Source organism: Polaromonas sp. CG_9.7, assembly GCF_015752205.1.
Lineage (GTDB): Bacteria > Pseudomonadota > Gammaproteobacteria > Burkholderiales > Burkholderiaceae_C > Polaromonas.
The window spans coordinates 53,213-71,753 of record NZ_JADOVG010000005.1 but is presented as its reverse complement, the minus strand read 5'-3'; the positions used below and the strand labels follow the sequence as shown (position 1 = coordinate 71,753).

The 18,541-nt window shown below is 60.9% G+C and carries 20 protein-coding genes; 6 read left to right on the top strand and 14 right to left on the bottom strand.

Going from position 1 to position 18,541, the window contains the following annotated elements; translation table 11 throughout:
- Positions 1-10 precede the first annotated feature (10 nt).
- The 3 genes from IWX87_RS06715 to rlmD all read left to right on the top strand — a co-directional run bounded on the left by IWX87_RS06715 (position 11) and on the right by rlmD (position 3,555).
- Complete coding sequence (locus IWX87_RS06715; RefSeq protein ID WP_231374646.1) at positions 11-865, top strand: protein-L-isoaspartate(D-aspartate) O-methyltransferase; 855 nt, start codon at positions 11-13, stop codon at positions 863-865.
- A gap of 59 nt (positions 866-924) precedes the next feature.
- Complete coding sequence (locus IWX87_RS06710; RefSeq protein ID WP_196862752.1) at positions 925-1,794, top strand: peptidoglycan DD-metalloendopeptidase family protein; 870 nt, start codon at positions 925-927, stop codon at positions 1,792-1,794.
- A 285-nt stretch (positions 1,795-2,079) separates the two neighbouring features.
- On the top strand, positions 2,080-3,555 hold the full coding sequence (rlmD, locus tag IWX87_RS06705; RefSeq protein ID WP_196862751.1) for a 23S rRNA (uracil(1939)-C(5))-methyltransferase RlmD: 1,476 nt from the start codon (positions 2,080-2,082) through the stop codon (positions 3,553-3,555).
- Between the two features lie 62 nt (positions 3,556-3,617).
- Here the strand turns inward: rlmD and IWX87_RS06700 are convergent, their stop codons facing one another.
- A complete protein-coding gene (locus IWX87_RS06700; protein WP_196862750.1) occupies positions 3,618-4,310 on the bottom strand; it encodes a Bax inhibitor-1 family protein in 693 nt (230 codons plus the stop codon).
- 204 nt (positions 4,311-4,514) lie between these two features.
- On the opposite strand from IWX87_RS06700, the gene IWX87_RS06695 reads away from it, so the two are divergent.
- Positions 4,515-4,922 carry a heme-binding protein gene (locus IWX87_RS06695; protein ID WP_196862749.1) on the top strand — a complete coding sequence of 136 codons (408 nt, stop codon included), beginning with the start codon at positions 4,515-4,517 and terminating at the stop codon, positions 4,920-4,922.
- Between the two features lie 233 nt (positions 4,923-5,155).
- On the opposite strand, the gene hemP is transcribed toward IWX87_RS06695, so the two are convergent.
- The 13 genes from hemP to bfr form a co-directional block, all read right to left on the bottom strand.
- Positions 5,156-5,320: a hemin uptake protein HemP gene (gene hemP / locus IWX87_RS06690; RefSeq protein ID WP_196862919.1), complete on the bottom strand. Its 165-nt coding sequence runs from the start codon at positions 5,318-5,320 to the stop codon at positions 5,156-5,158.
- 60 nt (positions 5,321-5,380) lie between these two features.
- On the bottom strand, positions 5,381-5,791 hold the full coding sequence (locus IWX87_RS06685; protein ID WP_196862748.1) for a biopolymer transporter ExbD: 411 nt from the start codon (positions 5,789-5,791) through the stop codon (positions 5,381-5,383).
- 2 nt (positions 5,792-5,793) lie between these two features.
- Complete coding sequence (locus tag IWX87_RS06680) at positions 5,794-6,522, bottom strand: MotA/TolQ/ExbB proton channel family protein (protein WP_196862747.1); 729 nt, start codon at positions 6,520-6,522, stop codon at positions 5,794-5,796.
- Between the two features lie 25 nt (positions 6,523-6,547).
- Positions 6,548-7,300: an energy transducer TonB gene (locus tag IWX87_RS06675; RefSeq protein ID WP_196862746.1), complete on the bottom strand. Its 753-nt coding sequence runs from the start codon at positions 7,298-7,300 to the stop codon at positions 6,548-6,550.
- 133 nt (positions 7,301-7,433) lie between these two features.
- Complete coding sequence (locus IWX87_RS06670) at positions 7,434-7,667, bottom strand: bacterioferritin-associated ferredoxin (protein ID WP_196862745.1); 234 nt, start codon at positions 7,665-7,667, stop codon at positions 7,434-7,436.
- A 180-nt stretch (positions 7,668-7,847) separates the two neighbouring features.
- The gene (locus tag IWX87_RS06665; protein WP_255532138.1) at positions 7,848-8,615 is read right to left on the bottom strand and encodes a DUF1513 domain-containing protein; all 768 of its coding nucleotides are present in this window, start codon (positions 8,613-8,615) and stop codon (positions 7,848-7,850) included.
- On the bottom strand, positions 8,500-8,985 hold the full coding sequence (locus IWX87_RS19865; protein ID WP_255532137.1) for a DUF1513 domain-containing protein: 486 nt from the start codon (positions 8,983-8,985) through the stop codon (positions 8,500-8,502). Before IWX87_RS19865 ends, IWX87_RS06665 begins: the two co-directional genes overlap by 116 nt.
- A gap of 3 nt (positions 8,986-8,988) precedes the next feature.
- Positions 8,989-10,071, bottom strand: a complete 1,083-nt coding sequence (locus IWX87_RS06660) for an imelysin family protein (protein ID WP_196862744.1) — start codon at positions 10,069-10,071, stop codon at positions 8,989-8,991.
- On the bottom strand, positions 10,068-11,498 hold the full coding sequence (locus tag IWX87_RS06655) for a di-heme oxidoredictase family protein (RefSeq protein ID WP_196862743.1): 1,431 nt from the start codon (positions 11,496-11,498) through the stop codon (positions 10,068-10,070). The genes IWX87_RS06660 and IWX87_RS06655 overlap by 4 nt, the downstream gene beginning before the upstream one ends.
- Before the next feature lie 11 nt (positions 11,499-11,509).
- Positions 11,510-12,712, bottom strand: coding sequence for an imelysin family protein (locus IWX87_RS06650; protein ID WP_196862742.1), 1,203 nt, complete (start codon positions 12,710-12,712; stop codon positions 11,510-11,512).
- Between the two features lie 139 nt (positions 12,713-12,851).
- Positions 12,852-13,565, bottom strand: coding sequence for a Fe2+-dependent dioxygenase (locus tag IWX87_RS06645; protein ID WP_196862741.1), 714 nt, complete (start codon positions 13,563-13,565; stop codon positions 12,852-12,854).
- 86 nt (positions 13,566-13,651) lie between these two features.
- Positions 13,652-15,835: a TonB-dependent siderophore receptor gene (locus IWX87_RS06640; protein WP_196862740.1), complete on the bottom strand. Its 2,184-nt coding sequence runs from the start codon at positions 15,833-15,835 to the stop codon at positions 13,652-13,654.
- Positions 15,836-16,208: 373 nt separating this feature from the next.
- Positions 16,209-16,685: a bacterioferritin gene (bfr, locus tag IWX87_RS06635; protein ID WP_196862739.1), complete on the bottom strand. Its 477-nt coding sequence runs from the start codon at positions 16,683-16,685 to the stop codon at positions 16,209-16,211.
- 133 nt (positions 16,686-16,818) lie between these two features.
- Between bfr and IWX87_RS06630 the strand changes: the two genes are divergently transcribed.
- Both IWX87_RS06630 and IWX87_RS06625 read left to right on the top strand, forming a co-directional pair.
- Positions 16,819-17,109 carry an HNH endonuclease signature motif containing protein gene (locus tag IWX87_RS06630; RefSeq protein ID WP_196862738.1) on the top strand — a complete coding sequence of 97 codons (291 nt, stop codon included), beginning with the start codon at positions 16,819-16,821 and terminating at the stop codon, positions 17,107-17,109.
- An 85-nt stretch (positions 17,110-17,194) separates the two neighbouring features.
- A complete protein-coding gene (locus IWX87_RS06625; RefSeq protein WP_196862737.1) occupies positions 17,195-18,532 on the top strand; it encodes a DUF3422 family protein in 1,338 nt (445 codons plus the stop codon).
- Positions 18,533-18,541: the final 9 nt, after the last annotated feature.

Sequence of the window (18,541 nt, the reverse complement as noted above, 5' to 3'; positions counted from 1 at the left end):
AGGGATACGCATGAAGTCACCGCTGAAGCCGCCCCTTGATTCCACGGGAAAACTGTCTTCTGCTGGCGTCCGCCCTGCGTTTCCGGTGCAACTTCATCCCGACAGGGATAATCCGTTTGCCGCAAAAAAAGTAGCAATAGCTGCCCGTGCTACGGGCGCTTCAGGCCTTAATGAACTGAGAAGGGCGTTTCAGCCGGGGGCTTCGAGCGGATTGGGGCTCGACTCGGCGGTGCGCGCACGCATGGTTCGCCGCCTGGCCGAGCAGGGTGTGGTTGATGTGCAGGTGCTGGCCGCCATGGGCGCCGTGCACCGGCATCACTTTGTCGATACCGCGCTGGCCAACCTGGCCTACGAGGACACCAGCCTGCCGATCGGCTTGGGCCAGACCATTTCCAAGCCCAACGTGGTGGCGCGCATGCTCGAATTGCTGCAGCAGGGCGTTCATGATGCCAGTGGCAGGCTCGGCCGGGTACTGGAAATTGGCACCGGCTGTGGCTACCAGGCGGCTGTGCTCAGCCACCTGGCGACCGAGGTCTACAGCATGGAGCGCCTGCGCGGCCTGCACGAAAAAGCCCGGGAGAACCTGCGAACCCTGCGCCTGGCCAATGTGCATCTGCTGTTTGGCGACGGCATGAACGGCTTTGCCAAGGGCGCGCCTTACGCCGCCATCATTGCCGCGGCGGGCGGCGAGGCGATCCCGACGGCGTGGACCGAGCAACTTGCCATCGGCGGGCGCCTGGTCGCGCCCCTGCAGGATGCCAGCGGCGCACAGGCATTGGTGGTGATCGACAGGACATCGCAGGGAATTCGCCAGACTTTACTGGAGGCGGTGCACTTTGTCCCTTTAAAATCAGGAGTCGGATGAGCTGGGCTGACATGTCATGCCCGGTGCCAATCAGGCAATGGTTAAAGATGAAGGAATCAATGAGCAACAGCACCTGGTCGTATCGCATGGAATCTTTTCCTGCTTCTGAACCCCCCAAGCGCACCGGCTGGACTTCGCGCCTGGCGCTTCCCTGTGCGGCCGTCGCCGCCTTGCTGCTGGTGGTCGGTTGCGGATCCCGCACGCTGAACAGCGCACCGGTCGAGGACCGTGGAACCGGCATGATGCGGCCGGCCGACGCGGTCAAACCCATGCCCGGTGCCGAGAACGCCGGGAAACCGGGCTACTACGTGGTCAAGCCGGGCGACACCATGATCCGCATCGGCCTGGAAAATGGCCAGAACTGGCGTGATGTGGCCCGCTGGAACAGCCTTGAAAACCCGAACCTGATCGAAGTTGGTCAGGTGCTGCGGGTGGTACCGCCGGTCAGCGAAAGCGCTGCAGTTGTGACCCGGCCGGTTTTGCCGGGAAGCGTGGCCATCACACCGCCCACGACCGCCACGGCTGTGCGACCGGGCTCTGCCGCGCCCACGGGAAGTGACGAGGACATTGACTGGCTCTGGCCAGCGCAAGGAACGCTGGTGGGTGGATTTGACGAAGCCAAGAACAAGGGGCTGGACATTTCAGGCAAGTCTGGCGATCCGGTGGTGGCGTCAGCCGATGGCCGCGTGGTGTATTCGGGCTCTGGTCTGCGCGGCTATGGCAACCTGATCATCCTCAAGCACAACAACACCTTTTTGACAGCCTACGCGCACAACAAGCTGCTTTTGGTCAAGGAAGACCAGACCGTCAAGCGCGGTCAGAAAATTGCCGAAATGGGCAACAGCGACGCTGACAAGGTCAAGCTGCATTTTGAAATCCGCCGCCAGGGCAAGCCGGTCGATCCCGCCAAATACCTGCCAGCGCGCTAAGCCGCTGAAGTCTGAAAAAAGGAATCAAGCCTTGGCCTGGTTCCTTTTTTTGGTTAAATATCCTTCTTGCGCTTGATGCGCCTGCATTATTTGCTATAAAAATATGAGTAAATGGTGGACGGCGATGCGCCGCAGTCTGCCTCAGATGTGCACCAGTTCCTCGCAGCTGTAGCCCTTGAACGCCAGTAAATCGAATCTGTGACCGAACGGATCGGCCAGACCGCCATCCGTCTGCAGTTGCCGCGATGTCCAATAAAGGGATGCTGCAGCCTGAGACAATGCAGGATGACCGAAAAGACGCAAGACCCTCTCATTCAACTGCCTTCCGAGCCCAGGGAATATCCGATTGACCTGCTGACCGTCGAATCGCTCGACATTGAAGCGCAGGGCATCGCCCACCGCGCCGACGGCAAGGTGGTGTTCATCGAAGGCGCACTGCCTTTCGAGGTAGTGACCGCCAATGTATACCGCAAGAAAAGCAGCTTTGAAAAAGCCACGCTGCTGGTGGTGCACCACGAATCGTCCCAGCGCGTGCGTCCGGCCTGTCCGCACTTTGGCATGCACACCGGCGCCTGTGGCGGCTGCAAGATGCAGCACCTGCACATCGGTGCGCAGGTCGCCGTCAAACAACGCGTGCTTGAAGACAACCTGCGTTTCATCGGCAAGCTGAAAGCCGACAACCTGCTCCGGCCGATTGAGGGCCCCGCCTGGCGTTACCGCTACCGTGCGCGCCTGTCGGTGCGCTACGTGCGCAAAAAAGGGACCGCGCTGGTCGGTTTTCATGAGCGCAAGAGCGCCTACGTGGCCGACATGCGCGAATGCCATGTGCTGCCGCAGCATGTGAGCGACATGCTGCTGCCGTTGCGCGGGCTGATCAGCAGCATGGATGCACGCGAAACCATTCCGCAGATCGAACTGGCCTGCGGCGACGATGTGACGGCGATGGTGCTTCGCCACATGGAGCCGCTGAGCAACGGCGACCTGGCGCGGCTGCGCGCCTTTGCCGGCGCGAACCCGGGACTGCAGTGGTGGCTGCAGCCAGGCGGGCTGGACACGGTGAAGCTGCTTGACGAGGTGAGCCTTGAACTCAACTACGGCCTGCCCGAGTTCGGCATCACCATGCCATTCAAGCCGACCGATTTCACGCAGGTCAATCCGCACATCAACCAGGTGCTGGTGTCGCGCGCGCTACGCCTGCTGGACGTGCAGCCGAGCGAACGGGTGATTGACTGGTTTTGCGGCCTGGGCAATTTCACGCTGCCGCTGGCGACCAAGGCGCGCGAGGTGCTCGGCATTGAAGGCAGCGAAGTGCTGGTTGCCCGCTCGCGTGAAAATTATGAGCGAAACAGGCCAGCTTCGCTGGTGCGGCCCGCGCTGGCAGCTACCAAATTTGTAGCGCGTAATTTGTTCGAGATGACGCCGGCCATGCTGGTGCGGGACGGCGCTGCCGAAAAATGGCTGGTCGATCCGCCGCGCGAAGGCGCGTTCGAGTTGTTCAAGTCGCTGGCCGCGTTGCACCAGCAGATCGTGACCGGCGTGCCGTGCGATGACGGCGTGCATCAGCAAAGTCTGGCGCTGGACGGCTGGACGTTGCCCAAGCGTATCGTATATGTCAGCTGCAACCCGGCCACGCTGGCGCGCGATGCCGGCGTTCTGGTCGAAAGCGGTGCCTACCGCTGCACGGCGGCGGGTGTGGTCAACATGTTTCCGCACACGGCGCATGTCGAGTCGATGGCGGTGTTTGAACGCATGGAACCTTGAAACAGCCGCAGACATGAAAAAAGGGCCTAAAAAGGCCCTTTTTTGTATCCGTATCAAAAAGCTCAGTCGCGTTCGCCGCCCATGATGCCCAGCAGGGCCAGCAGCGCCTGGAACACGTTGAAAATGTCCAGATAAAGCCGCAGCGTGGCGCTGATGTAATTGGTTTCGCCGCCGTCCAGGATCTGCTTCAGGTCATACAGCATGTAGGCGCTGAAAATGCCGATCACGGCCACTGAAATGGCCATCATGCCGGCGGTTGAGCCGACAAACACATTGACCACGGCGCCTACCATGACCACCAGTGCGCCGACGAACAGCCACTTGCCCATGCCGGAAATGTCGCGTTTGATGACGCTGGCCAGCGTTGCCATCACGAAGAACACACCGGCCGTGCCACCCATGGCCGTCATGATCAGCTGCGAGCCGTTGCTGAAACCTAATATCGCGCCAATCATGCGTGACAGCATCAGCCCCATGAAGAAGGTAAAGCCCAGCAGCACAGGAACACCAGCGGACGAATTCTTGGTCTTTTCGATGGCGTACATGAAGCCGAAAGCCCCGCCCAGGAAGACAATCAGACCCAGTCCGCCGGTCAATGCCTGCGTGATGCCTGTGGCCACGCCCAGCCAGGCGCCTGCCACTGTGGGCAGCAGGCTCAGCGCCAGCAGCCAGTAGGTGTTGCGCAGTACCCTGTTGCGCTGCTCGGCCGACTGCTCGACTCCGCCGTAGCCGTAGGTCCGTACGTTGTCAGTCATAATTTCCACTCCTTTAAAACCCGCGTGTGCGGGCGATGCATCCATTTTATGGGCCAAGCCGATTTTTCCCAACCATTGGACCCGTGCAGCTCCTACTATTTGTAAGGGCTCTTTTGACTGTATTCGAGTCAATGGCACTGTCGGGGTTCCCCAAATATGCGTATGCTCGACACCTTTTACAAAAACTACGGAAAGTACCCTCCCATGAAATCCAAATCGCTGTTAGATCATGCCGACATCAAGGCCATTGCCGCCGCTGCCGAAGCCGAGGCGCTGAAGAACAACTGGGCCGTGACCATCGCGATTGTCGATGACGGCGGTCACTTGCTGCATTTGAATCGCCTTGATGGTGCCGCACCCATTTCGGCGCACATCGCACCGTCCAAGGCCAACACCGCCGCGATGGGTCGCCGCGAAAGCAAGGTCTATGAAGACATGGTCAATGGTGGCCGCATGTCCTTCCTGTCAGCACCCCATCTGGCTGGTCTGCTCGAAGGCGGCGTACCCATCATCAAGGACGGCCACTGCCTGGGCGCCGTAGGCGTCAGCGGCGTGAAGTCGAACGAGGATGCCCAGATTGCACGCGCCGGAATTGCTGCCATCGGTCTGTAAAAGCGCAGATCACTGCCGGTCAGGCTACACGCCTGACGGAAAAAAGCCGACGCAATGACCGTCGGCTTTTTTTGTGTCCGTGATGAAATCATTGTCTCTTTGCGGTAAAAAAAGCCTGGCTATTCGACCTGTTCAAGGTCCGTGGCTGGCAAAAACGACCTTGGGGCAGTTAGCCCGGATCGTCCCACGATGAAACTGGTTGAAATGAAAATGCAGGGAAGTGCTGTCCTCTTCTATTTGGTCAGGATCAGCTTGCCCAGGCGCGTGGCCTGCAGGCGGTAGGTCGAGCCGTTGTGGCTGATCTCGACCGTTTTTTGCCCACGCAACAGCTCGGTGCTGTCCACGCAGACCGAAGGCGAACCGGCTGCCTGAGGGCTTGACGCCTTGCCTGCTGTCATGGCGCCCGGGTGCTGGTCTTTGCTGGCGGGGTGGAATGGCGTTTTGTACATGCAGACTCCTCAATTCTTCGGTTCGGTAATGAAGCCGATCTTGCGCAATCCAGCTTGTTGCGCTGCCGCCATGGCCTGCGCCACGCGCTCGTAGCGTACCGCCTTGTCGCCGCGGATATGCAGGTCAGGTTGCGGATTCTGCGCTGCTGCAGCCTTTAACCGGGGCGCCAGCGAGTCGTCGGCGATTTTGTTGTCATTGATGTAATAGCTGCCATCGGCATCCACGCTGAGCCTGACCGTTTCCGGCTTGACAATCTCCTGCTCGTTGCTGGCGCGTGGAAGGTCGATGTTGACCGAATGCTGCATAACGGGTACGGTGATGATGAAGATGATGAGCAGCACCAGCATGACGTCGACGAGCGGCGTCATGTTGATCTCGTTCATCACCTCGTCGGTGTCGTCCTGGGTTCCAAAGGCCATGGTTAGCTCCCTTTTTTCATGGCCAGGACGTTGGCGGCGCCAGGATTGCTGACCCGGGCGCCGGTGACGAAGTAGGCATGCAGGTCATGGGCAAAGCGGTTCAGCTTGCCGCTGACCGATTTGTTGCCGCGCACCAGGGCGTTGTAGCCCAGCACGGCAGGAATCGCCACGGCCAGTCCCAGCGCCGTCATGATCAGGGATTCGCCGACCGGGCCGGCCACCTTGTCAATGCTCGCCTGGCCGTTCAGGCCAATCGCCAGCAGCGCGTGATATATACCCCAGACCGTGCCAAACAGGCCGACGAACGGCGCGGTGGATCCGACCGATGCCAGCACGGCCAGACCGGACTGCATCCGGGTGGTGATGTCGTCAATGGAATTGCGCAGGCTGCGGGAAACCCACTCGCTCAGGTCCAGTGCGTCATGCAACTGGGGCTTGGCATTGCCATCCTTGTGCAACACGTGGGCCGTGGCCTCGCGTCCTTCCAGGGCCAGCAAGCGAAAAGGATTGGCCGGGTCAGCGCCGAACTTGGACAGGCCATCGGCAAAGTCGGCGCTGTGCCAAAAGCTTTCAGTCGCCTTGGCCTGGGCAGAGAGCCGGCGCACGTCCAGCGCCTTGGTGATGATGACGATCCACGAGGCCAGCGACATGAGCAGCAGCAGCACTGCGACGCTTTTGGTGACGATATCGCCTTGTGACCAGACATTGGCAAGGCCGAATTGGGTTTCCATTGACTTAGCTACTCCAGGGAATTAATTATTCAAGAACAAAATTGATGGGCACGTTGAACCACATTTCCTCTGCCACGCCACCGCGTTTGCCAGGGACATAGCGCCATTTGAGGGCGGTATTGAGTGCCGTTTGGTCAAGGCGATCAAAACCGCTGGACTGGCGAAGTTCAGCTTTTCGAGGTGTGCCGTCGGTACCAATCAGCACGCGAACAATGACCTTGCCTTGCTCGCCCAGGCGCTTGCTGAGCGCAGGGTAAGGCGGTTTCGGGTTTTGCAGGTAATCGGCGTTGCTGGAAGGCAACTGGACGCTGGGCGGCCCGGGCGCGGCAGTGGCAGGCGCGGCTTGTGCTGCAGCCGCTTCCATGGGTGCTGGGGTGACTGCAGGGGCGGGTATGAAGCTGCCAGTGGGCGCGTCGGGCGACGGAGTCGGGTCGGCCATGGCCAGCGGCTGTGCTTGTGGCCGAGCCACTGGCTTGGGAACGGATTTTTTCTGTACCGGCGCTGGCTTGACGGGTCGCGCTGGCGCAGCAGGCGGCGCAGGGGGTGCGGGTGGCGCAGGTGGCGCGGGTTCAGGCTGGGGCTGGGGCAACTCGATCAGTTGCGCCAGCACCTCGACCGGCACGATCAATTCGGCCGTGCGCAGCAGCAACCCGCTTTGCAGCGCCCAGATCAGCCCCACATGCAACACCACCACGGCCACAGCAATCACGGCAGTGCGGCTCAGGCGCGTCGGTGGCTTGGGGGGATCGTAGGGAGAACCTGAGAAAGTAGCGTTCATTAAAAATTGGTTTTCAGGGGAAGCCATGCTTCACTGGACCACCAGTGTTCAACAAGCCGTGGACAGGTCTAGCGGCGAAAAATCCACCATGCAAAGCCAATCACCAGGATCAGGCTGACAGGCAGGATTGAGATCAATTTGGCTGGATGTTCCATGACAGAGTTTGCGCAATGTCTGCAGCCTGCGAAATATTGGCGCTTGGGCAGGTACCACTGCACTGCGCCACCACATCGCGGGCGCTGCCTTCGCACCGGCCGCACTGGGTGGCCACGCCGAGCTCGAACTGGATGTCGTCAAAGCCCATGCCGGCACGTGCATGACGGGCAATTTCACGGTCAGAGATTCGACGGCAGACACAAATAATCATGATGGATAAATGAGTTGGCAGGCTGATGAACAAGGAATGAGGTTTAGTATAAATGCGAATCGATCTTATTTGCAATAGCCTTGAATTTTGTTGGCTGCTTTTTTGTATCCGGGTTGAATTGACAGTCTGCTCAACCTGGAACAAATTCTTGCTTGAGCAGGCCTGCAGCCCAGCGTCAAGCTATGCCTTGCGTGAAGACTTCGGCATCAATGTCCAGTGATTGTCCAATCGGACCGTGTCTGGGCTCAGCGTGAGGGTTATGTTTGCCGCCTTGGTTTCGCCGATGGTCCACAAGGCCTCATCCTGGCCGCCCGCCCAGCAGCCATCCTCCACCGTGGCAACGGCGCAGGCATGGGGCAGGGCGACCAATTCGCGCCACGAACCGTCGTTGCCAAACAGGGCAACGCCATTCGCCCGCGGACAGCCCACTGCCCAGCCGTCTTGCATGGCACAAATGGCGCCGCCATAGCCCGCAAGGCTGGTGGTGGTTTGCACCGGTTTGAGCATGGTGCCGTCAAACAGGGCCAGCACTGGCGCCCGATTTTTTTGCGCGGCGTTGTCGTGCTCGGCCTGAAGCGCGATGCCCAACAGCGGATTTTTCCCAGCCGGTGCGCTTTGCCAGGCCAGATGCCGCAGGCTCAAACGCTGGTCCGCCAAGCGCCATTGGCCAAGCAGTGCGCCGCTGGCGGCATCGAGCCTGACCAGAGAGGAGTCCATCTGGTCAAGGTCAAGTTTCGCGCGTCCTGTTTCGGGCTGCGTCAGAACGCCGCCGTTGGCCACCATCAGCGTTGCGCGACCCGGCTCGCTCGTGTCCCACAGCAACTCGTGCGCATCAATGCCGAAAGTCGGCCACTCGTCCAGCTTGTGCAAGGAACGTGCATCCCTGACGCCCACCAGGCCGGCGCCAGTTTCCAGGTTGGTCTCGGTGGTGGAAAAGCCGTTTGCCATCAGGGCTGGCAATCACATGCCCATTGAAGGCCCGGCTCGATTCGATCCACTGCCATTGCTCCGGCTTGCTGCCACCGGGCGACCAGCGCAGCAGCCAGTCGCCGGGCCGCCGGGCCACCACCAGCACATTGTCGTCCGCCAGAGCCAGCAGACCGTGCGCCCGGGTCGGCACGTCAATCGATTGTGCGGCGCGCATTACGCCCTGCGTTTGCGCTGCCAGCACGCCAATCCGGAAAACGTCAGCGCTTTGCCAGGCGGCAACAAGCCGGGCGGAAGGTTGCGAACTGGCGCCGTGCGTGGCGGCGCCGGTCAGCCATGGCGCCAATCCCAGACTGCCCAGCATGCGCAGCATGTCACGCCGGGCGGTCATGGCCTAATCTCCGTCCGCATCCGAAAAGCCCATGCCAATGTCCAGTGCAGGCGCCACCTGGCCCTCTGTTACCCGCTTGAGCGCGGCCAGCGAACGGGAGGCGTCCAGCACCTGCGGATGGCCGGGTGCACGGCTGCCAGCCAATTTTTGAATGCGTTGGTTTGAGTGCTGCGTTGCGGCCAGCAATGCGTTGGCCACCGGGTTGAGGCCCATGCCGCGCAGGTAGGTTTCCAGCGGCACCAGACCCCGCCCCAGCGCAGGCGCTTCCTTGCCCTGCAACACGCCCAGCGCTTGCAACGACTCCCATTGTGCCGTCCAGCTTTGCACTGTCTGGCCGCTGGACGCGCGGGGCCACTCGGGCGCTTCCTTGTCGCCAGCCGCGCGCAGCGGTTTTTCCATTTGCGCCCAGCGCAAGCGTTCCACGCCGCCTGCCCACTGGTTGACCAGTTCACTCATGCCGGCCGCCACTGTTGCGAGCTCGGCATTTTGCCAGTCGGTTGCCGCCAAAGTCTTGAAGTCCTGCTGCAAGGCCAGCGCTTCACGCTCGATGTCATGTGCCACTTCCACGGCATAACGGCAGGCGGCAGAGCCGGGCGCGACCGGACGTGTCCAGAGCAGCCATTCGAGTGCTGGCAAACCCTTGCCGGGCGTTCCGACCAGTTCCATGGCTTGCGGCCCGACCGGTGCGGACTTGATCGCCCGTTCAATAAGCGCCGGGCGCGTCGGCGAGAAGTCGATTTGCCGCTGAGAGCGGCGTGTGATCAGTGGCCCGACAGCCACTGCCGAAAGCCGCTCCCAGGCATGGGTGGTGGCCTGCCATTGCCCGCGTGCCACTGCCTGTGCCTGTGAGGCGGGCGATGCGGCTTCGCACAGCGCCATGACCGCCACCGGCAAAGCCTGTGCTTCTCGTGCAAAGTCGTCAGACCGGGGCAGCGTCCAGTACTGGTGCAGGCCTTGCAGGACGTGGGTGGGGCTGTAGGCCGGAACCGCCACTTGCGACCAGTTGGTCTGCGCCATGGCCGATCCGCTGGCGAACAGGCCTAAGCCAAGCGTCAGCGCCAGGACAGGCTGAATTAACAATTTCATAAGGATTCCACGAATTTAATCAGCGCTTCACGCTGGGATTTGTTGAACTTCAGCACCTGCTGCTTGCTCTCCTCAGCCTCGCCGCCGTGCCACAGGATCGCTTCAAGCGTGCCGCGCGCGCGCCCGTCATGCAGCAGCCGGTTGTGGCTGTTGACATCCTTGATCAGGCCAATGCCCCACAGGGGTGGCGTTTTCCACTGGCGGCCGCTGGCATGGAAGTCGGGGCGGCCATCGGCCAGACCGTCGCCCATGTCGTGCAGCAGCAAGTCGGTATACGGCCAGATGCGCTGGCCGTTCAGCGCTTTGCTGGTCAACTGCGCAAAAGGTCCGGCCGCAGTGACGTAACTCGGCCGGTGGCAAGCGACGCACTGGGCCTGGGTAAACAGTTGCTGGCCGCGCACGGTTTGGAGGTCTTGCGCGTTGCGCCGCGCCGGCGGAGCCAGCGTGGCCTGGTAGAACACCACGTCGCCCAGCGTCTTGTCATCGATTTCCGGGCCTTCGCCCTGCGCACCGCGTGGTGCCTGAAGGCAGTCGGTTTGAGTCGGGGTGCAGCTTTCGTCGGGCGCGTGTGACGATGTGATGCCGACATCGCCCCGGAACGCAGCAGCGGTCTGGTGCGCAATTGTGGCCACATTGGCCTTCCAGCCAAAACGGCCCAGCATTTCCCGTTGGGCAAACTCGTCCCATACGCGATTGACCTGGCCCTTGATCGGGCCGGGCGCCGCAGCTTGTCGGGCTGCATTGCCCAGAATTTCCGATTCTGCAATCGCTTCGAGCAGGCCGACGCCAATGATCTGAGGCGCGATGCGCGGCCCGATCATCACGCCCGGCTGCATGGGGCCGTAATTCAGGTGGTCGAAACTGTAGGCTGGCTTTTGCAAGGTGTAGCGGGTGCCATCGGCAAAATGGCCGGTGACCGGCGTGTGGCGAATCACGACGCTGCCTTCGGGCTTGACGCCATGCACCGCCGCATTGTTGAACTGGTCGCCGTACACCGGCTCAGGCACCACGCCAACCCGAGGGTCAGCTTTTCCGGGCACCGACAGGCGCATCAGCAGTCCCACCGCCGGGTCTGCCTTGACCAGCTGGTTGAAGATTTGCGGCGGCTCGCCCCGGCCGTCTGTCACATGGCAGCCACCGCAAGACCGTGCGATGAAGTGTGGCCCGAGTCCGTCGCGCGCCGTCGTGGACGCAGGCGCTTCGACCCAGTTGCGCTTGAAAAACGAGTTGCCAATGACAAAGCGCGTGCGCTCCTCGTCATCCAGGTTGGCCGCCGGAAACGAAAAGGCATTGCGCCCGGTGGCATAAACCGTGGTGTCGCCGCCGGTTCTTTCATCGTCCAGCGGTTTGGCTGCGCTGCTCCCCAAGGCAATTGCAAGCCCGACGCTGCTGCACAGCAGCGCCGCGGCAAAACGTTTTCCAGTCATGGTGCTCGGTGTTATTTTGCGGGCGCACTGATTGCAAGCCGGGTGATGCCCAAGGCCTTGGCTGATGCGGCCAGGTCCTTGCTTTGCTGCGTCAGGCTGTCGATGGTGTTCTGGATGCGCAGGCGGCCCGGTGCCTCCTTGGCACCAATGATTTCACGGTCAAACGGCGCCTGGATGGCTTGTGCCGCCAGGACCGATGCGTTGATCCGCTGGGTCGTCTGCCCGGCCAGCGCCGGGTCCTTGGCAGCGACCAGCTCGCGCAAGGAGGCGCCCTTGAGCAGGCTGCCGTCGGCGCGCTTGTATTCCCCCATCCAGACGTTCTGGATGCCCAGGGCGTTGTTCACCACGTCGCGGTGGGTGTTGTCGGAAAAGCAGGAATGCTCGTCTTCCTGGTCCTGGCTGTTGATCGCCACTTCCAGACGTTCACCGGCCAACTCGCCGCGCGAGAGCGAGCCCAAGCCCAGCAGCATCTTGCGAACCGATTCCTGGCCGACTTTTTCAAACTTGGCGCGGTAGTTGTTTTTAACGCCAGGCGCCCAGCCCTTGGCCACACCGCCCAGATCGTCGGTCAACAGGTCCGTGACCACCGTCAGGTATTGGCGGCGGCGGTCGGCATTGGGCGCCTTGCCATCGACGAAATCCTCAAAGCTGCGGTCGCCCGGTCCGGTGTCCGAGACATCCTGGCCCCACAACAAAAATTCGATGGCGTGCCAGCCGGTGGCAATGTTTTCTTCGCCGCCGCGCTCGTTTTGCGCCGACAAGTTCTTTTTGCTGATGACGAATTTGCGATTGCTGATCAGGCCACTGTCGGGCTTGCCTTTTGTGCCATCAACATAGGATTCGTCCATGGGCCAGGCGTTGATTCGGCCTTCGGGGCCGTTGGCGTCGTCAATGGGACCGCCATAAAAGCGAAAGGCTTCGGTCTGGCCGTAGAACTCGCGCGCCGCCAGCCAGGTCTTGCGCGCCGCCGCCAGGGTGTCGGCAGAGGGTGATTTGACGAAAGCGGCAATCGACTGCTGCATGGTTTTCGTTGCCGCCAGGGTGTCGGCGTAGCTGGCATTGACCAGGACTGCATAGTTCGAGGCGACGGTATTGAACGACGCCGCGCCCACCGACGCGTTGACGGCTGCAGGTGCGCTGGCCGTCTGGGCCAGGACGGCCTGCGAGGTGCCAAGCAGCGCCATCAGGCTGGCTGCGATCACGAGTTGCTTCATCTGGTGTCCTCTATAAATACGATGGATTAAAAAATAATTGCGAATGAGAATTATTTTTATTCTAATACTAGGGCCGGACTTGGATGTTCAACTTGGCGCGCAGCGACGCAGGCAGTCGTCCAAGCGTCACGCATTGCCATCAAACATCGGCCCACATGCGCAACAGGTTGTGATAGCAGCCGGTCAGCTTGACGACCTCGCTGCTTTCGGCGCTGCCGGGCGCGGATTGCGCCATGTCTTTGCGCCGGAGTGAAGTGATTGCCATGTCCATTTCGTACAGCAGCCTGCGCTGCGAATCGGCGCGAACCATGCTCTCTATCCAGAAAAAGGAGGCCAGCCGCTCGCCTCGCGTGACGGGCTCCACCCGATGCACCGATGTGCCCGGGTACATCACCAGGTCGCCCGCTTCAAACTTGATGCGCTGCTCGCCATAGGTGTCCTCCACCACCAGGTCACCGCCGTCGTAGCTGGCCGGGTCGCTCAGAAATAGCGTGCAGGAAATATCGGTGCGCACATGGCGCGCTGTGGCCGCATGGGTGCGCACGGCGTTGTCGATGTGTTTGCCAAAGTGGTTGGTGGCATTGCCACCGCCGTAGCGGTTAAACAGCGGCGGGTAGACTGATTTGGGGAGCGCGCCGGTCACGAACATCGGGTTGCGGGCCAGTGCCATGGAAACAAGGTGGCGAGCCTGCTGGGCGGCCGGCAGCTCTTCTGAAAGTTGAAGGTTGTTCTTGACGGAACTGGACTGGCTGCCGGCGGTGATGCGGCCATCAGACCAGTCTGCACCGAGGATGAGGTGGCGGACTTGTGCGAGTTCGTCAGGCGCAAGGACTTGTGGAATGCGAAGCAGCATGTGTAATTCCAAATGGAATCGGACATTGCGGCGTGAATCCGAAATGTCCGAGGTTCTGGGGGGCGCCTGATGGCAGGCGCTGCAGGTTAAAACCGGCTGGTCAGCGTCAGGCGCACACTGCGCTCATCGCCCGGCGCGGCAAAGCCCCGGTACAGCGTGTTGTAGTACACCTTGTCAAACAGGTTGTCGATGTTGAACTTCACGCTGTTGCCTTCATTGATACGGTACTCCAGCAGCGCATCGGCCTTGACATAACCTGGTGCGCGGTTCAGTGAAGTGACGCTGTTGGCTGGCTTGTTCTGGCTGACCGCCGTGAAGCCGCCTCCCACGCGCCACTTGTCGCCAATTCGGTAGGTGGTGAACAAGGTCGCTTGACGGCTCGGGCTCAGGCCCGGGTTTTTCCCGACTTCAGCCTGACCGGCGGCATTCGAGCCCGATTGGTCAATCACCGCTTTCATGAAACCAAGGCCCGCAAAAACATCCCACTGCGGCGTGATACGACCGGCAATCTCGAACTCCAGCGCATCGGTATGGCGCTTGCCTGAAAGCAGGTAGGAATTGTTGGCCGTGTCGATGTCGGTGTTGCGTTCGTTGAATTTTTCGGTGCGTGCCAGTGCGGTGCGGAACGACAGGTCACCGCCATACAGTTCCCACTTGGCGCCGATTTCCATGTTGCGGCTGCTTTCTGGATCGGTATTGGCCGAGGTCGGGTCAAACTGGTAAAGGTCGCCCGATGTGTTGAACGATGTGCCATACGAGGCGTAATAGCTCACTTCTTCGTTTGGCTGGAACATCACGCCCAGGCGTTTGCTCAGCAGCGTGTCCGAGCGCGACAGCGGCGTGTTGTTGGGTGCGGTATTGCCCGTGCGTTCGTAGTCGCCCTTGAAGTTGTCAATGCGCAAGCCGCCGACCAGTTTCCAGTAAGGCGCAATGTCAATCGTGTCCTGCAAATACAGGCCCAGCGTGCGCGCCTGGAATTGCGTGGCCAGCCGCTCGGTCAGGTCGCCGCTGATGCCCGCACTGTCCGGATTGCCAGCCGTTGTCGCGAGTTTGTTGCGGATCAATGAAGGATAGGTCGATCGTTTGGCCTTTTCCAGCGCATATTCTGCGCCGGCCAGCAAGCTGTTCTTGCGGCCAAACCAGTTGGTCGTGGTCAGATAGTCGGTCTGTAAAAAGGTGTGATGTTCTTCGCCCGACTTGGCATTCGTGCGCCGGTTCACCACCGTGTTCGGGTTAACGTTCAGGCCGGTCGTGCCGGCGGCAAAGCTGGACTGCGTGGCCCACATGGCGCGTGAATAGTAGCCGTCGCGCGCGGTGGTTTTCAAGGTGCTGCCGTCGCTCCAGCGGTGGGTATGCGACAGGGTCAACACATCAGCCTTGTCTTTCTGGAAGTCGCTGTCCAGGCCATACCAGTATTTGTTGGTGGGCGAGGGCGCCGGCTTGCCTTCCAGCCACTGGAAACCCCAGTCGGGCTTGTCGTTGTAATGCAGGTGGTAATAGCTGACAGCGAATTCGTTGGCGGTGCCAATGCCGAAGCGGTAGTCAAGCGCCAGGCCGCGTCGATGGGTGGAGGCGCCGGCATTGTCGCCGCGTCCGTCGCCGTCGGTCGCCATGGCATTGATGCGCAGGGCGGCCTCGTCATCAAGCTTGAAATTGAAATCGCCTTGATAGCGCTGGTAGCCGTTGGTGCCAATCGTCGCGTTGACCTCTTGCTCGGTGATCAGGCGCGGCTGCTTGCTGACCTGGCTCACGATGCCACCGGTGGAGCCCCGGCCAAACAGCATGGACGCCGAACCGCGCAACACTTCCACCCGGTCGATGTTGAACAAATCGCGGTTGTACTGCGCAATGTCACGCATGCCATCAAGGTAGATGTCGCCCGCCGCGCTGAAGCCGCGCAGCCGGATGTTGTCACCAACACGGCCGCCTTCGCCGGCTTCAAACGTGATGCCGATGACATTTTCCAGTGCGCTTTTAAAGCTGTCCTTGCCTTGGTCATGGATCAGCTTGTCATTTATCACGGTCAGCGACTGCGGAATGTCCTTGGCCGCCACTGGCATCTTGCCGACGCTGGTGACCCCGCTTTGGTAGGTTTGCGCAGCGCGGTCGCGAGTACCGGTAACCGTGACAGGGGTCAGGGATTTGCCTTCGACCTGCGTGGTTGTGGCAATGCCTGATTCAGGCGAAGGTGTCGTACTTTGTGCCCAGCCGGACACCGAGGCAGCAAGCATCAGCGCACCCAAGGGCATCAAAACGCATTCGGATGACAAGCCGGCAGATGTGGTTTTTGTGACCGGAGAAAATTTTTTCAAACTGTCACAGCTGGACAGGCGGTGGCGCGCAGGGCGGGCGGAAAGGTTTGCCAAAAGAGAGAGCTCCAAGCGGTATCCGGCCTTGGGGGCAACGGATCAGATTTAAATATTGGCTTGGCTGGCTCGAAGCTGTCCTGCAGGACGTGAGTTGGCTGGCTGCTGAAATGCGTTCACGATTGTATTGATAAATGAGAATTATTCGCGATACCGTCAGTCAAATCTTTCCTCTTTACAGGCGCTTGTGTTTGAAAACAACAACGGGGCTTAAAAGCCCCGTTGTGTATTGCCTGTGTTCCGGCACCGCTCAGGTGCCGGGGTGTTGCGTCAGCCCTTAGCTGAGTTCGCCCATCTGGCTTTGCATGTAGTTCTGGATGCCGACCTTGCCGGCCAGGTCGATCTGGGTTTCCAGGAAATCGATGTGCTCTTCGGTGTCGTTCAGGATGTCCTGCAACAGATCGCGCGAAACATAATCGCGCACCGCTTCACAGTGGGCCATGCCTTCTTTCACCGTGATTTGCGCGGCCGATTCCAGCTTCAGGTCGCAATTGAGCACTTCCAGCACATCCTCACCAATCATCAGCTTGCCCAGGTCCTGCAAATTGGGCAGGGCGTCAAGCATGAACAGCCGGTCCATCAGCCGGTCGGCATGCTTCATCTCGCCGATGGATTCGTCGTATTCCTTCTTGGCCAGCTTGTCCAGGCCCCAGTGCTTGTACATGCGGTAATGCAGGAAATACTGGTTGATAGCAGTCAGCTCGTTTTTGAGCTGGGCCTGCAGGTATGCAATGACTTGTGCGTCGCCTTTCATGGCAATCCTTTGTTGGTTTAAAAATGCATTGTCGCAATCTCCGGGGAAGCCGCAACCTAAAGTGCAATCGCATGGCGGCTGTCATAAGCCGTTGAATAAAAAAAGTGCCATTTTTTTGAATGAAAATGCACTCATGAGCAGTTTGCAGCACCTTCGCATCAAGATGTACCGCACCGTCGCCCGCCAGTTGCATGGCGTGGTGCCGTGCTGGGTGTGCGGCCAGCATGTCACGCCCGAGGCGGCAACGCTGGAACATATCCAGGCGCTGTGTGATGGCGGCAACAGCCATGCCGAAAACCTGGCCATCAGCCATGAAGTGTGCAACGGCCAGCGCCATGCAACCGGCCCGGTGCCTGCTTCCAGCACCTTGCCGGGTCAGGTGCAACGCCGGCCAGCGCAGGCGTTCAACGGCAAACCGGCGTGACGCCTGAGCACAGGAATATGCTCAATAGACCTTCTTGCGCAATCCCGGTGGGCACATTCAGCTATCAAAAAAGTAGTATCAACGCATGACCTCCAGCCTGCCTCCACTTTCCCTTCGGGCCAGTTTCCTGCCGCCCGACGACCCGCAGCGCAGCGCGCTGCACAACGAAGTGCATGCCCGTCCTTCCGCGCGGGTGCGGCTGCCGGCGCTGGTCGTGCAGGTGGCCGTGCTCAACGCCGGCATCACGCGTGAAGACGAGTGCGCGCACCTGCGGCGCCTGAACGGCCAGAGCCTGCTGCCGTTGGAGCGCCTGAGCGGCAATTTCCTGCGGCTGCCGTGCGGTTACTTCACCGTGAAATGGGAGCGGCACAGCGAATTTACCCGCTATTCCATCGTGCAGGCGCTGCCAGACGGTGCGCTGCTCGGCGCGTCCGAGCCTGAACTGCTCACTGGCCTGGCCGTCACGCCCGAATGGCTTTGCGGCATTCCGGGGCGCACCGTGTCGGCCATTCAGCTGGTCATGCTGGAAGGGCTGCTTGGCGATGCGCCCGCGCTGATGGCGCAGGCGCAGTCCTGGTTTGGCGGTCGTTCGGTGATTGCCTCGCAATTGGGTAACGGCCATTCCTGGGCGGTGACCGACTTCCGGATTGGCGCCGACGGGTTTGAGCGCATGCTGGTGGTTGCCGTGCCCGGCACCAGTGAAAGCCGTGCCGGCCGCATTTCGCAGCGCCTGCTGGAAGTCGAGATTTACCGCTTGATGGCCTTGCGCGGCCTGCCGGTGGTCAAGCAACTTGCGCCCATGCTGTCAGAAGCCGAAAGCGCGCTGGCCGACATCACGGCCCGGCTGGAAGGCAAGTCGGCATCCGACCAGGATCTGCTCGACACGCTGGTGTCACTGGCCGCACGCGTCGAGCGCGCCACCGCCGAGCACAGCTACCGTTTTTCCGCCACCCAGGCCTACAACACGCTGGTCGGCCAGCGCTTGATCGAATTGCGCGAAAAGCCCATTTCCGGTACCCAGACACTGAGCGAATTCATGCAGCGCCGGTTGTCGCCTGCCATTGCCACCGTGGCCGCCACTGCGCAGCGCCTGAATTCGCTGTCGGAGCGCATCACGCGCACCAGCGCCTTGCTGCGCACCCGGGTGGACATTGCCACCGAAACGCAAAACCAGGTGCTGCTGGAAAAACTCACGCGCGGGCAGGAGCTGCAACTGCGCCTGCAATCAACGGTCGAAGGCCTGTCGATTGCCGCCATTTCCTATTACGTCATCAGCCTGCTGCTTTACGCCGGCAAGGCCGCCAAGGCGGCGGGCGCGCCGGTGAATCCGGAAATGCTGGTCGGCGCTGCGATTCCGCTGGTGCTGTGGCTGGTCTGGCGCAACATCCGCCGCATTCATGCCAAACTCAATGGCGGGCACTGAAGACCTGCG